The 13,508-nt window shown below is 47.3% G+C and carries 15 protein-coding genes, 1 tRNA gene and 3 pseudogenes; 13 read left to right on the top strand and 6 right to left on the bottom strand.

What is annotated here, in order from left to right:
- Nucleotides 1-67: 67 nt before the first annotated feature.
- The 11 genes and pseudogenes from PAG01S_RS09935 (at nucleotide 68) to PAG01S_RS09890 (ending at nucleotide 6,629) form a co-directional block, all read left to right on the top strand.
- Nucleotides 68-295 carry a DUF2732 family protein gene (locus tag PAG01S_RS09935; RefSeq protein WP_062758455.1) on the top strand — a complete coding sequence of 76 codons (228 nt, stop codon included), beginning with the start codon at nucleotides 68-70 and terminating at the stop codon, nucleotides 293-295.
- Nucleotides 295-522 (top strand): TraR/DksA C4-type zinc finger protein, encoded by a 228-nt coding sequence (locus tag PAG01S_RS09930; RefSeq protein ID WP_062758453.1) that lies wholly within the window; start codon nucleotides 295-297, stop codon nucleotides 520-522. The genes PAG01S_RS09935 and PAG01S_RS09930 overlap by 1 nt, the downstream gene beginning before the upstream one ends.
- Nucleotides 519-1,340: a DNA adenine methylase gene (locus tag PAG01S_RS09925; protein WP_062758451.1), complete on the top strand. Its 822-nt coding sequence runs from the start codon at nucleotides 519-521 to the stop codon at nucleotides 1,338-1,340. The genes PAG01S_RS09930 and PAG01S_RS09925 overlap by 4 nt, the downstream gene beginning before the upstream one ends.
- Nucleotides 1,337-3,598 (top strand): annotated as a pseudogene (locus PAG01S_RS09920) (replication endonuclease). Before PAG01S_RS09925 ends, PAG01S_RS09920 begins: the two are co-directional and overlap by 4 nt.
- 82 nt (nucleotides 3,599-3,680) lie before the next feature.
- A complete protein-coding gene (locus tag PAG01S_RS22600) occupies nucleotides 3,681-3,869 on the top strand; it encodes a hypothetical protein (RefSeq protein ID WP_062758449.1) in 189 nt (62 codons plus the stop codon).
- A gap of 16 nt (nucleotides 3,870-3,885) precedes the next feature.
- A complete protein-coding gene (locus PAG01S_RS09910; RefSeq protein WP_058707109.1) occupies nucleotides 3,886-4,152 on the top strand; it encodes a hypothetical protein in 267 nt (88 codons plus the stop codon).
- A 245-nt stretch (nucleotides 4,153-4,397) separates the two neighbouring features.
- Nucleotides 4,398-4,865: a hypothetical protein gene (locus tag PAG01S_RS22435; protein WP_062758448.1), complete on the top strand. Its 468-nt coding sequence runs from the start codon at nucleotides 4,398-4,400 to the stop codon at nucleotides 4,863-4,865.
- Nucleotides 4,866-4,868: 3 nt separating this feature from the next.
- Nucleotides 4,869-5,450, top strand: coding sequence for a hypothetical protein (locus PAG01S_RS22430; protein ID WP_062758446.1), 582 nt, complete (start codon nucleotides 4,869-4,871; stop codon nucleotides 5,448-5,450).
- Nucleotides 5,428-5,799: an ASCH domain-containing protein gene (locus PAG01S_RS09895; protein ID WP_062758444.1), complete on the top strand. Its 372-nt coding sequence runs from the start codon at nucleotides 5,428-5,430 to the stop codon at nucleotides 5,797-5,799. The genes PAG01S_RS22430 and PAG01S_RS09895 overlap by 23 nt, the downstream gene beginning before the upstream one ends.
- A 31-nt stretch (nucleotides 5,800-5,830) precedes the next feature.
- A complete protein-coding gene (locus tag PAG01S_RS22230; protein ID WP_140417631.1) occupies nucleotides 5,831-6,271 on the top strand; it encodes a hypothetical protein in 441 nt (146 codons plus the stop codon).
- Entirely contained in the window at nucleotides 6,240-6,629 is a 390-nt protein-coding gene (locus tag PAG01S_RS09890; protein ID WP_162268214.1) for a putative phage abortive infection protein, read from the top strand. The genes PAG01S_RS22230 and PAG01S_RS09890 overlap by 32 nt, the downstream gene beginning before the upstream one ends.
- Before the next feature lie 45 nt (nucleotides 6,630-6,674).
- Here PAG01S_RS09890 and PAG01S_RS09885 read toward each other — a convergent pair whose 3' ends face one another.
- The 3 genes and pseudogenes from PAG01S_RS09885 to PAG01S_RS09875 all read right to left on the bottom strand — a co-directional run.
- Entirely contained in the window at nucleotides 6,675-7,628 is a 954-nt protein-coding gene (locus PAG01S_RS09885; RefSeq protein ID WP_081114149.1) for an HNH endonuclease, read from the bottom strand.
- Nucleotides 7,629-7,636: 8 nt separating this feature from the next.
- Nucleotides 7,637-8,668: a phage portal protein gene (locus PAG01S_RS09880; protein WP_062758440.1), complete on the bottom strand. Its 1,032-nt coding sequence runs from the start codon at nucleotides 8,666-8,668 to the stop codon at nucleotides 7,637-7,639.
- Nucleotides 8,669-9,274 (bottom strand): annotated as a pseudogene (locus tag PAG01S_RS09875) (phage terminase large subunit family protein); the annotation flags it as partial.
- A gap of 62 nt (nucleotides 9,275-9,336) precedes the next feature.
- Here PAG01S_RS09875 and PAG01S_RS09870 point away from each other — a divergent pair.
- Nucleotides 9,337-10,445, top strand: a pseudogene (locus tag PAG01S_RS09870) (phage late control D family protein).
- A gap of 62 nt (nucleotides 10,446-10,507) precedes the next feature.
- The gene (locus tag PAG01S_RS21665; RefSeq protein ID WP_073970661.1) at nucleotides 10,508-10,726 is read left to right on the top strand and encodes an ogr/Delta-like zinc finger family protein; all 219 of its coding nucleotides are present in this window, start codon (nucleotides 10,508-10,510) and stop codon (nucleotides 10,724-10,726) included.
- 268 nt (nucleotides 10,727-10,994) lie between these two features.
- Here PAG01S_RS21665 and PAG01S_RS09865 read toward each other — a convergent pair whose 3' ends face one another.
- From PAG01S_RS09865 to PAG01S_RS09855, 3 genes are all read right to left on the bottom strand, one after another.
- Nucleotides 10,995-11,870 (bottom strand): hypothetical protein, encoded by an 876-nt coding sequence (locus tag PAG01S_RS09865; RefSeq protein WP_062758439.1) that lies wholly within the window; start codon nucleotides 11,868-11,870, stop codon nucleotides 10,995-10,997.
- A 466-nt stretch (nucleotides 11,871-12,336) separates the two neighbouring features.
- Nucleotides 12,337-12,412 (bottom strand) — tRNA-Ile (locus PAG01S_RS09860).
- Between the two features lie 202 nt (nucleotides 12,413-12,614).
- Nucleotides 12,615-13,406 carry an SDR family NAD(P)-dependent oxidoreductase gene (locus tag PAG01S_RS09855; protein WP_062758437.1) on the bottom strand — a complete coding sequence of 264 codons (792 nt, stop codon included), beginning with the start codon at nucleotides 13,404-13,406 and terminating at the stop codon, nucleotides 12,615-12,617.
- Nucleotides 13,407-13,508: the final 102 nt, after the last annotated feature.

The raw sequence follows: 13,508 nt of genomic DNA, 5'->3' as shown, positions 1-13,508 counted from the left end.
AGACTCAAAAAATTAATGGCGTAAACCCGCCGGGCATTCTTTTGCCCTGAATCTGGAGAATTGGACGATGAGAAATACTGAAACCCGTAATTTTGAAGCCGACGCAGACACACTTAATGCACTGCTGAGCAAGGCCAAAACAGAACAGCGCAGCGATGATGTGCTGGCCGTGTCAATCCGCATCGCGGCGCTGGTCATCCATGCCCGCAAGCACGAAATGAGCGCACCGGAAATTATTGAGCTGCTGGATAAAGAGGCAGAACGTTTTGAGCATCAGGCGCGGGAGCTGCACTAATGGCCGATTCAATGGATTTAGTCCAGGCGCGCGTTGAGGAAGAACTGCAGCGCAATCTCGCTAATGCACGTCGCCAGCCCGCCGGGGCTGGTGAGTTCTTTTGCCTAGCCTGCGATGAGGCGATACTGGCTGCCCGTCGCCGCGCCGTGCAGGGCGTTACTCACTGCGTAACCTGTCAGGAAATCATCGAGCTGAAAAGCGCCCATTACAAAGGCGGTGCCGTATGAGTACGATACTCAAATGGGCGGGCAACAAGACTCGCCTCATGCCTGAGCTGCTTAATCATCTGCCGCTGGGGCAGCGACTTGTTGAGCCGTTCGCAGGTTCCTGCGCGGTGATGATGGCAACGGATTACCCGGCTTATCTAGTGGCTGACGTTAATCCCGACCTGATTAATCTTTACCGCCAGATTAAAGAGCACACGCGCCCATTTATCGTAGTGGCGATGAGCCTGTTTACCCAAAACAAAAGGGCAGAGGATTATTACCGCATCCGCGAAGCGTTTAATCACAACCCTGCCTTACCACTCCTTGAACGTGCCGCGCACTTCCTCTATCTGAACCGACATGGCTACCGTGGGCTTTGTCGTTACAACCGTAAGAGTGAATTTAATATCCCTTACGGAAACTATTCTGAACCTTATTTCCCCTTGGAAGAAATCGAAACGTTCGCAGCCAAAGCCCACCGTGCAACGTTTGTCTGGGCCGATTTCCGCGAGACGCTGAGCATGATACAGACCGGCGACGTCGTTTATTGCGATCCGCCCTATGACGGCACGTTTAGCGACTACCACGCAGGCGGATTTGATAAGGCCGCGCAGCAGGACTTGGCGAGCATGTTAACCAGCGTGTCAGATCGCTGCCCGGTCATCGCTTCAAACAGCGATACCGACTTCACGCGCACGCTTTTTAATGCCTACGAGCTGACCAGCATCAGGACTGCCCGCGCGGTTGGTGTGGCTGCAGGTGACGGTAAAAGCGCGGCAGAAATCATCGCCGTTCGTCGTCCTGCATCTGCCAGGGCTGCAGATGAGGCCGCTGCATGATAGAGCAGTACGCTTACCCGTGGAATGCACCACGGGAAGCCATCACCAGCCCTTATCCCACCTATGAGGAAATGCACAGCCGCAGTCAGATGATTGCAGGTTTAGTGCGTGCGCAGGAGCTGCTTGAGCTGCAGCCGACGCTGATCCAGATTGACGTTAAGCGTCGCATGAACGAGCTGGAAAAGTCACAGGGCATTGCCCACGCCAATGCGTACTTAACGAAAACCTTCGTCGAGCGCACATTGCCGCGTGTTGAATGCGTTAACGAGCAGTACCGGGTTAAGACTATGGACGTCAGCACCTTTAACCTGTTGGCGCAGAACGCCCCGAAAGAGAATGGCGCAGCGCGTGCCGGTGGCCAGCTGTGGGAGCTGATGAAGCGTTTTAACCGCCTGGCTGATATGTCGCGTGCCGATGTGGATTTGCTGGCCGGTGATATTGCCAGTTTCATTCTGGCCGAGCTGGTACAGGCACACGCGCAGGCAGCTGATGAATCAGATTATAAATACACGCACCGCGTCTACATGACAGCGGCGGCCATCACCCGCGAATTTAATCAGACGCCGCCACTGTGGGACAGGGTGACGTCCCGTTTCTTTGATCCGGAGGAAGTCACGCCCGCCGTGCTGCGTATGCAGACTGAAAAATGGTGGACGATGCGGCTACGCCGCGTGGCTGCGTCATGGCGGGAACACCTGCAGATTGCCCTGGCTAACGTCAGCAAAAAGCACACCCCCTACGCCAGCAGAATGACGGTTTCAGAATGGCGGGAACAGAAACGCCGTACCCGTGAGTTTTTAAAGGGCATGGAACTGGAAGACGAGGAAGGCAACCGCATCAGCCTGATTGAGAAATACGACGGCAGCGTGGCAAATCCGGCAATACGTCGCTGTGAGCTGATGACCCGCATTCGCGGCTTTGAAAATATCTGTAATGAGCTGGGCTATGTCGGGGAGTTTTACACGCTGACCGCGCCGTCACGCTATCACGCCACAATCAAAACCGGCCATCGTAACCGAAAATGGAATGGTGCCAGCCCCGCAGACACGCAGCGTTACCTTTGCAGCGTCTGGCAGCGCATCCGGGCAAAGCTGCACCGTGATGACATTCGAATCTTTGGCATTCGCGTTGCCGAACCCCACCACGACGCAACGCCACACTGGCACATGCTGATGTTTATGCGTCCCGAAGATGCGGATCAGGTGCGCCAGACAATCCGTGATTATGCCTTTCAGCAGGACAGCAACGAGCTGACCACGGATAAAGCCCGTAAAGCGCGCTTTCATGCCGAGGCCATCGATCCGGAAAAAGGCAGCGCTACGGGTTACGTGGCTAAATATATCTCTAAGAATATCGACGGTTACGCGCTGGATGGCGAGCTGGACGATGAAAGCGGCAAAGAGCTGAAAGAAACCGCCCCCGCCGTTTCTGCCTGGGCGGCCCGCTGGCACATCCGCCAGTTTCAGTTTGTCGGTGGTGCGCCGGTTACGGTTTACCGCGAGCTGCGCCGCATGGATGACGCCGACACCGCCCACGGCCTGAGTGTTTGCCGCTGCGCATGACGCGGCCGACGTGGGCGATTGGGCGGCCCGTTCGTGCGTCGTGATGAGCTGGCCGTGCGCACATGGTATCAGTCGGGCGATGAACTGAATGAGTACTGTGAAGAAACCGTGCGTATTAAGGGGATCTACGCAACTGAGGTTGGCGCAGATACTCCGATTTTAACCCGTCTGGCACAGTGGAAGATTGTCCCGAAACGTGCCGTTGATTTTGGTTTTGACCTTCAGGGCGCGCCCACGCCCTCTCGGAGTTCTGTCAATAACTGTACGGGGCGTTTGAGATCTGAGGATTCAAACCCGCCGGAAAGTGTGGAAGAAATAGACTTCACAGGGATGAGCCGTAAAGAACGGCGGCGGCTGCTGGCCCGACTGAGGGCAAAAAAGCCGGATAAAAAACACTTAGCGTTGCGGCGTCCAGACAAAATCGAGGCCGCGTGTGACAACGTGATCGGCCAGGTCAGAGATTTAAGCGGCGAAACCATCAGTCGCGGTCTGGCCGTGCGGCTGATAGGCGGTACGCAGACAGAAATTGCGGGAAAACTGTTCCGCAGTACCTGTTACGGTGATTTAGTGCGGCCATTCAAAAGCAAGGCTGACACTTCACGTAAAGACGAAATACTAATCCGTTTCAACAGGCTCGCTGAAAGGGCAAAGGCAGCCAACTTACTTAAAGCAGAAAGCGAAGCGCACAAAAAGTAAAGTTAAAAGTAAAAAAAATTTCACTTTAATAATTCTCTAATACACTGTGTTTATGTACAGTTTTTTGTAGGGAGAAAATGTTATGCAGGATTGTTTCTTTGAGTCATTGAAGTTACAGCGTATTGATTTATCTATGAAATTAGTCGCATCGAGCGATTGTAGTGAAGATGAAAAGAATCTGCCGTTCCAATGGGTGTCTGAGCTGACTGATGAGCTTATGAAAAAGGTCAGAAGCCACGAATATGCCCGTTTGATGGAAGTATCTGAATAGAAGGGCAAGGCTGGATATGGGCGGAAAAGACAGCTTTTACAGGATTGTCTATCACGGCCAGGTTCTTGAGCATTACAAAGAAGGTGAGTTCATTTTCTTTCAGCGCGCTAAAGAACAAGGTGGCGGCTACTGGTTGGGGCAGACGTTTGATGGCGTTTTTGTATTCACGCTGCCGCACCCAACAAAGTTTTGGGACGGTTGGGAATACCTGATCAGGTACGCACGCAGGCCGCCGCCAAAGCCTAATGTGATCGAATCCGGTGACACCTTCCCCCTTTTCTGAGCGCTGATGCGAGAGTGCATGTCTATGCTGCATGAATCCGCATGATCCCAAAAGGATCGTTTACCCTCTGGCCCACCAATATTGGTGGGCTTTTTCATAGGTCATGCAGGTGCATGAAAACCACTACGTAAAGCGGGCAGGCGTGGCAGGGGTACGAGCGCGCGCTGGCATGCTTTCTGTTTACTACAGGCGTAATTCATTATATTTTTTAATCCAAGGAATTTTTCATGGGCTAGGTGAATGAAATGCCATTAACAAAAATGCGCTTCGAACAGATAAATTTGTCAGATCCTTTCTTTGATTCTCTCAAAGATGATTATGAAGAGTTTGAAGATTGGTTCAAACGTAAGAGTGAGCTTGAAGCTTATGTCTCGCATAATGATTTAGGATTGATAGATGGGTTTCTATATTTAAAGGTAGAAAAACAAGCTTTAGATGACATGATCCCCATGCATGGGGTGAAAACTCGTGTCAAACTAGGTACCTTTAAAATAGATGCACATGGTACAAAGCTAGGTGAGAGATTTTTAAGAGTTATGTTTGATTATGCATGTAGAAATAGAATTAATGAAATTTATGTGACTATATTTGATAAACACGCAACATTAATTTCTCTTCTTACTAAATATGGCTTCGAGCTTGTTTCCAGAAAAAACAAAACTACAAAAGATGGTCAAGAAGGTGTATACTTTAAGACATTAATCTGGAGATGAATTGTGAACTTCAAAAATTACCCAATGGTGAAGCTTAATGGTAGGAATTTTCTATTAAGTATCTATCCGAGCTGGCATACAAGATTGTTTCCTGAATCAATCTTGAACAATGAAGACCCATCAACCATCAGGGATGTACCTTATACAAATAGTATTTTCAAAGTTTTTCTTTCTGGGATTAAAGGTCTTGAGAATTTGAAATGCGGAGACAATCTATTAATCTACAGGACCAGCGATGGTCAGGGACCAGCATTGTATCGTTCTGTCGCTACATCTGTATGCGTTGTTCAGGAAGTTAAACATATATCTGAGTTTAGCTCATATTTAGACTTCAAAAATTATTGTGCACCGCATAGTGTTTTTGAAGAATACGAACTACAAATGCTCTATAAAAAGAGAAATTATCCAAGTGTATTGAAGTTTACCTATAATTTCCCTCTTGAAAAAAGAGTTATCAGAAAGGAACTGATTGAAATTACAGGTTATGGTAACGATGATTATTGGGGTTTTTTAAAACTATCTGATGATCACTTCAAACAAATTCTTCTTGCTGGAAATGTTTATGAAAGTCTTATTGTCGATTAAGCCAGAATATGCTTATCTTATTTTGAAGGGGGTTAAAAGGTTTGAATTCAGAAAATCTATTTTTAAAAGAAAAGGTATTAAGACGGTAGTGATTTATGCAACGATGCCTGTTGGAAAGGTCATCGGTGAGTTTGATGTTGGTGAGGTCATTTCGTTGGAGCCTCAAAAACTTTGGCAATTAACAAAACCATATGCTGGCATTACAAAAGATTTTTTTGATGATTATTTTGGTACGAAAAAATTAGCTTTTGCTATATCGGTGGAGAATCCTAAGGAATATAAGAATCCACTCGCGATCGATGATTTTCTCCCAGGTGCCACACCACCTCAGTCATATAGATACATTTAGTGGTTAATTTTAATTTTTTTTGGATTTTTTTATGTTTGACAAACTTATACGTTTCTTGCGTTCAAAATCTTTAAATATACTTATCCTTTCAACTGTTTTGTCTACATTTGTATTTGCTTTTTATGCCGTATGGAAATACTGGAACCAATTCCATATTTATGGACTGAGTGAATCCACGGAGAAATGGGGGCAATTTGGGGATTTTGTTGGTGGAACCCTTAATCCACTGTTAGGCTTGGCATCTATTATCATTGTTTGCGTTACCTTATATACCACGTCAAAGTTTGGTGCCAAACAATCTTTTGAAACTTTACTTTTTGAACTAATAAAAATCCACAGGGAAAACCTTTTTTCTATTGAGATAGTTTATCCAGAAAACTCTGTTAAAGGCAGGCAGTGTTTTGATGATTTCTTGAATGAAATTAGATGGAATTATGACCATGAATTATATGATGTATTGGGTACTAACTAACAGCGCCACTCGCCTAACTGATTCTATTAACAAGTTCTTTGATGACTTCAATAATCAGAATGAATTGGGCCACTATTACAGAAATCTATATCTTATATTTAAACATATTGATGAGAGCTATATTCTTTCCAAAGCTGAAAAGAGTAAGTATGCTAAGATTGTTAGAGCCCAAATGTCATCCGCAGAAACAAATTTTCTATTTTTCAATTGCATGAGCACCAGAGGCGCATCTTTCAAGAAATTTATTGAAGAATATTCTTTATTACAAGGCTTGAATTCAGAATTGCTTGGTAGCTTAGGTGTCAATAGTACAATGCTATCCGCTGCCTTTAATGAAAAGGCATACAAAGACAATTGATTAATAGCCTAGTTAATAGGCTATATTTTTTGGCTATTATACATTCTAAATGTAATGAAATAACTTCCATCTTTCTATGATTGCTTCAATAGATATTTGGTGTTTAATGTCTATCTTTTTTTTGTCAAGATTGGCGTATTCTGATTTTTCTAGATTTTTTGCTATTCTTAAAGTCATGTCGCTAGGATTAATTGCGATTAAGTTTAAGTCAAATAGTGTGTGAAGATCAGCTCTCAATAACATCCCATTGCTAATGTGATTATGCGTTTTATTTCTGTATGGGAATATGTGTGCTGCCTCAAGTATATCAACGATCTTCGATTTGCTTATTGCGCATTGGGGGTGTGACTTGATTAATTTTTCTCGGAAAGATTTTTGTCCTCTTCTTTGTTTAATGCTCCTGTTAACGACGTCACGATAGTCTTCTTTTGAAAAAAGAGCTGGCGCCTCCATCGAATCATCTGATGATAATTCCTCAAGATAGTTTTCAACACCATTCAATAGACTCAATGCCCAATCAGTTCTTACTTCTTGGATGGATAGCTGTTTGTTGTGATTGATTATTTTGCTTTCCAGTAACAGATAAGGTTTTTTTAATTTAATAAATGATCCAGAGTAAAATGCCGAAAACTTCGTAATTGGAATGTGTTCAGTTTTAGCTTCTGCGAATTCATGTCCGTTGCTACATCTCCATTTGGGTTTTTTTTTGTTTCTTTTTCTAATTTTATCAGTATTGCAGTTGGGTATGATGCAGTCATTTATCTCTTTCGTTGTTTTTTTTCTTGATATGAAATCTATTTTTGTTACGCCTAGAATCTCACTCCTGTTATATACAATAACAATATCCCCTTCCTTCACTTGTTTGTGATTTGCCACTAAATTATCGTAAGAGTAGCTTTTAGTGGGGTTATCATCATAACCATTGTTTCCTTGATAACGTAATTCACTTTTCTTTATTGTTTTAAATGCCCAAGCTTTCAATACTGGCGTGTCCATCATTTCTCTCTTTAATCAAGCTTATATTCTTTGAATTTGATAATTTCACTACCCACCCAATTATTTAACTCGAGTAAGCGCGATTGTAAAGGTAGTAATTCATTTCTTACGAATACGAGACTGGCTTTCTCAATATCACCAAATCCCCCAACATTATTCGGCATTATACCCATCATTTGCGGCGGCACGTGGTGCGCGGCCATCATGTCGTCACGGCTCACGTTCTTGATATTCAGAAACTCATCCTTAGCCGCCACTTCTGACAGTGGGATGATCTGAATCCCGTCCTTCTTCCCGTTCGGCGAGTACATAAACAGATTGCGGAAGTTGCCCGGCCCCTTGGCGCTTTTCATCGCCTGGCGGATATTGTTCACGTCTTCCTGATTCTGCGCGGCGTCGGTCATGTACATGATGAAACCGGCGTGGCTGCCGTTAAGGTAGTATTTGCGGCGGAACAGCGTTGCCGACTCGTTTAGCAGGGTGGACGGGATCGCCGAAAGATACTCCGGCAGGCCGTAAACCTCCTGATTCAAATCCGGCTCCATCAGGTGAAACACGCTGCCCGGCGTGAACTGGTAGGGCTGCGTAGTCACGCTGTATTGCACAAACCAGTAGGTGTCTAAATCGGTGCCGCGTCGGGTGAATTTTGCCAGTGCCGGCTCAAGCGACAGCACGCCGCCGAGCCTGTTGGTGCGCTTCTCCAGATAGGCGTTGCCGAACACCAGATAGTCCTGCACAAAGCGGCTAAACGCCTGCTGGCTCAGCAGCGGGTGAGGAATGAAGGTGCTGGTCAGGATGTTGCGCTTCACGTTAATCGGCGAGCTGTGGTGCACGGCGGCGCGGAACGTGCGCGCTAGCCCGTCAAAGCTCACCGGCGGTTCGTACCATTTATCCATGACCACGCATTCCACGTAGTCGAGCAGCTCGCGACGGTCCAGCACCGGCACCGGGTCGCCAAAGGTGAACGCTTCTGCCGCCGGGCCACCGGTCATCTGTTCCTGCTGCACGAACTGCGTGCGCGTGCGGTTCCTGCGTTTGCTCATTTAAAAAATCTCCATAATGTTGCCGGTGTGGGCGGCTTCGCCCTGTAGCGGTTCGTTTGCCAGCGCATGCATGGTCGCCCACGCCAGATCGGCGTGGCTGGCTTCCTCGCTGCGGCTGGCTTCGTAGGTCGGGCGGTTGCCGCTGGCCGTGGTGGCGCGGCGGATTGCCATAAATGACTGCGCGATGTCGAGATGTCCGGCGTCGAACTCCAGACGCCCGCTGCTGATGATGTCGAACGCCTTCAGCACCAAGGCGTTTTTCACGTTCGGGTTGTAAACAAACTCCTTCACCGCCGGATAAAACATCTTCACGTTCTCGTATACGCCGAGGCCGACGCCGGTGGAGTCGATGCCGATATAGGTCACGTTATACTGCTGCGTCAGCTTTTTGATGGACTCGGCCTGCGCGCGGAAGTCCATGCCGCGCCACTGGTGGCGTTCCAGTATGCGGAACTTACCGCCCGGCACGGCAGGCGGGGCGATCACCACGCACCCGGCACTGTCGCCGTTCTGCGTACCTTTTGCCGGGTCGTAACCGATCCACACTTCGCGCCAGCCGAACGGGCGCAGCGCCAGCGCTTCGAAGTCGCTCCAGATTTCCCAGCTATGCAGGGCGCGGCCACCGATGCCGCCGGTAAAGTCGGCGCGGCAGTGGGCGGGCTGTTCTCATGATGGCGGGCAGCTGGATTAACGGCCAGGCAAACGCGCCCGCGTTTCGCCTGACGCTTGCCGGTGCGGACGTTACGCAGAAGATAGAGCAGCGGCTTATCAGCCTGACGCTGACCGATAACCGCGGCTTTGAGGCGGACCAGCTGGACATTGAGCTGGACGACGCGGACGGGCAGCTGATGATGCCGCGCCGGGGCGTTGAGCTGTCGCTGGCGCTGGGCTGGAAAGGGGAGGCGTTTTTCCCGAAAGGTACCTACACCGTGGACGAAATCGAGCACAGCGGCACAGCGGCACGCCGGACCGGCTGATCCTGCGCGCGCGCAGCGCGGACTTCCGCCAGACGCTGAACACGAAGCGCGAAAAGTCGTGGCACCAGACCAGCGTGGGCGAGGTGGTGAAAGAGATTGCCGGGCGGCACAAGCTCAAAACGGCGATGGGCGATGACGTGGCGAAGATGGCCGTGGACCATATCGACCAGACCAACGAGTCAGACGCCAGCTTCCTGATGCGGCTGGCGAAACAGTGCGGCGCGGTGGCCTGCATCAAAAACGGCAACCTGCTGTTTATCCGGCAGGGACAGGGCAAAACGGCCAGCGGCAAAGTGCTGCCCGCCATCACCCTCGTGCGCAAAGATGGCGACGGCCACCGCTTTACCCTGGCTGACCGTGACGCTTACACCGGCGTTATCGCGAGCTGGCTGCACACTCGCGAGCCTGAGAAGAAAACGGAAACCACGGTTAAGCGTAGACGCCGCAAGCCCGCCGCGCAGAAGAAGGAGCCGGAGGCGAAGCAGGGCGACTACCTGATCGGCACGGATGAGACCGTCCTGGTGCTGAGCCGCACCTACGCGAACCGGGCCAACGCCGAACGCGCCGCAAAAATGCAGTGGGAGCGTCTACAGCGCGGGGTGGCGACGTTCTCTATTCAGCTGGCGCGTGGTCGCGCCGATCTCTACACGGAAATGCCGGTAAAGGTGAGCGGGTTCAAGCAGCCTATTGATGCCGGGGAATGGATTATCACTACGCTGACGCACAACCTGAGCGCGGAAAACGGTTATACGACAAGTATTGAACTTGAAGTGAAAATAGATTCACTTGAAATGGAATAGTGCTATCGCAAAATGGTTAATTTGAGTAATATTTATCTCAATTGGGTTATGGAGACGACATTATGATGAATTGCCCTTTGTGCGGGAATGCCGCACATACCCGCAGCAGCTTTCAGGTATCAGCAACAACCAAAGAACGATATAACCAGTGCCAGAACATTAATTGCAGCTGTACGTTTAAATCTCATGAGACTGTATCAGAGATCATTATGAAGCCTGGAGCGGTCAAACAAGTGCCTCCACATCCGGGAAGAAATCAACAGCAACCATTGTGGCTATAATATATTTAGTATTTGTAAGTACTGTAAGAGCCGGTATTAATATTTTGTATCAAAAGGTCTAATTACTCTCAGGAAAAAAGAGAAAGTTGGATTTGAATAGAAAAAATAAATGAATATTTATAGCAGTTAAAGTTTGATGAAGTTTTATTAAAAATATCATGAAACATAAATTAAGAATGATTGGAAAGTAAAAATTGACGAAACCATCAAGATGGTTTCGTCTATTCATTAAATCATTGTTAAAAAACACTCTTCAACTATAAATTTTTTAAGGTATATCAAAAATTTCCTGCCATGAAGATGGAGATCCACTGTAAAATCTTGCTTCTTCAGAATCATCATCCTCATCTTCATTGTCCGCATCCCAAACACCAATAAAGTCCTCAGTCTGGCCCTCTGTCATAGTCAACATGATACTGTAAGGGGTTGAACCTTTACGCCTTAAATAATCTAATCGCTGATGATCTTGACGATCATAATAGCTGTTTCCTTCAATCTCGACATGGTAAATACTGCTCATGTGTTCATCTAGCACAACAAAATTTGCAGGGTCAGAGTGTTTTAATACAGCTTTGTGCAATAAAGCTGTATTAAACTGTGCTACTTCAGCAAGCAATGTACAGAAATAAATAACTTCATCTTGAATGCGAATATTACCATCTCCGCTTGCGGGAGCTTTGTATGATAATAGCTCTCTATTAGATTTAAGTTTTTTAAACATAATATCAAAACGGTTAGCAAGATCTCTATCGTATCTTGCAAGCCACTCGCGTGTCTTAATTCTGGCGCTTTTATGAGAAATGCTAAGAACATCTTCCTTGTCCCAATCTTCTGTTGGGAGAGTTAATACTACGCACCGTAAAATCGATAGCATGGCATAATAATGGAAATAAGGAATTGCAGCTCTTAAATTTTTCTCTTCTGCAAATTCAGATTGTTTAAGGATAACTGTAGCATTGAGAATCATCTTCGTACAAAAGTAGATGCGGCACACCCATTGTGAATTTCGCTCTGGATTCCATTCCTTAGCTAATGCTGAGTATTCCCGCCGGAACTTATTAACAACCGTAATAATTTTATCTTCACTAGTAATAGATTTTAATTCTCGATAAGAGTAGCACTCATCAACATCATCAATGATCATTTTAAATTCCTATAAGTAAGGCTGAATGGTTGAGCTTTATAATTTTGCTGTTTAGAATAAAGTGAATATTATAATTAATTAAATGATAATGGAAATGTATAATATCTAAAAATTTACCTTATCACTATCCTAGTTAAGGAAAATTTTCTTAATTAAAATTCAAAAAAAATTAATACTTATCAACGTTCGATGTCACATGTAATTTTGTGCGTTGAACGCATATCCATATTGTCCAGTGGGGGGATTTACCATCCCTTGATATCGGAAAAAATTTATCTAACGTTTATAAGGAAACCAATAGCCAAGGGGGGCTGAAACCTGAGGCATGAACCAATTTACAATACATCCTACGATAGCAGACAGGGTAAAAGAAATTCTGCTGCCATTTTGCTGCCAAAAGCAGATTCGCGCTACAAAAAAGCCACCTCGAAAGGTGGCTTAAAAGCATGATTTACATCACTAAATTTGGTGGCCCCTGCTGGGTTTGAACCAGCGACCAAGCGATTATGAGTCGCCTGCTCTAACCACTGAGCTAAGGGGCCAGCGGAGCGGGGATTATAAAGTATCTCTTCAGGGCAATCCAGCACTCAGCCACCGGTTGCTGAAATAAGCAGCAGTGATTTACCTGCTGATTTCTATAACAAATCTGGCGAACCGCGATCCTTAAGTCGCAAACAGGCACGGATTATGCTTCTCCGCGCCTTTAGTGAAACCGGACTTCAGTCATTATGGCTGATGGCTGACTCAGCGCTGACGATAACGGGATGCTGATTGATTCCGTGAAAGGTAGGGAACCATTGTGCCACGTGCCTGATCGTAGTCGTGCCACATCTGCAGATCTTCCAGCGCCGGAATGGTTACCGTCTCCTTGCTGTCGAGTCCGGAAAGCGCGGCGTCCACCATCTCATCAACGTCCATCAGCATTTCAGCCGGGATGTCATTAATAGACTGGCCTGCGCGGTCGAAAATCTCCGTACGGGTCGCACCGGGTAACACCGCCTGTACCTGCACGCCGCTCTCTGCGAGTTCACGCTGCATCGCACGCGTCAGAGTTAGTACATAAGACTTAGTGGCGTTATAAGCGCCGTTGAACATCTCGTGCACCAGCGACAGCACCGAGGCGATATTGATAATGATGCCGTTACCGCGTGCTTTGAAAGCCCGGCCAGCCGCCTGTGCCAGACGGGTGGGTGCCAGAATATTTAACGCCAGCATGCTGTTAATGCGTGTGATGTCCGCCTCCAGAAACTCACCCTCAACGTTCATGCCCGCGTTGTTCAGCAGCAGCGTAATCTGTGCGTTGTTCGCGAGCTCCGACTCCACGCGTTGCAGATCCTGCTCGTGCGTTAAGTCAGCCGCCATAACCGTCACCCGAATATCGTGCTGCTTTGCCAGTGCGTCAGCTAGGGTAGTGAGCCGCCCCTGATCGCGTGCGACCAGAATCAAATCATAACCGCGTGCTGCCAGTCGTTTTGCATAGGTCGCACCGATACCGCTGGATGCGCCGGTGATTAAAGCTGTGCCTGATTGTGACATCTCTTTTTCCTCGTATGATGGTCGTCATAATAGCCATCAATATGACGATCATCATATCTGTCGTCAGGCTGGAATATGATGACCGTAATAATTACTATAATA

It is taken from the genome of Pantoea agglomerans NBRC 102470 (genome assembly GCF_001598475.1).
Classification (GTDB): domain Bacteria; phylum Pseudomonadota; class Gammaproteobacteria; order Enterobacterales; family Enterobacteriaceae; genus Pantoea; species Pantoea agglomerans.
The sequence above is the reverse complement of the archived record's forward strand: the minus strand, read 5'-3'. Positions and strand labels throughout refer to the sequence as shown.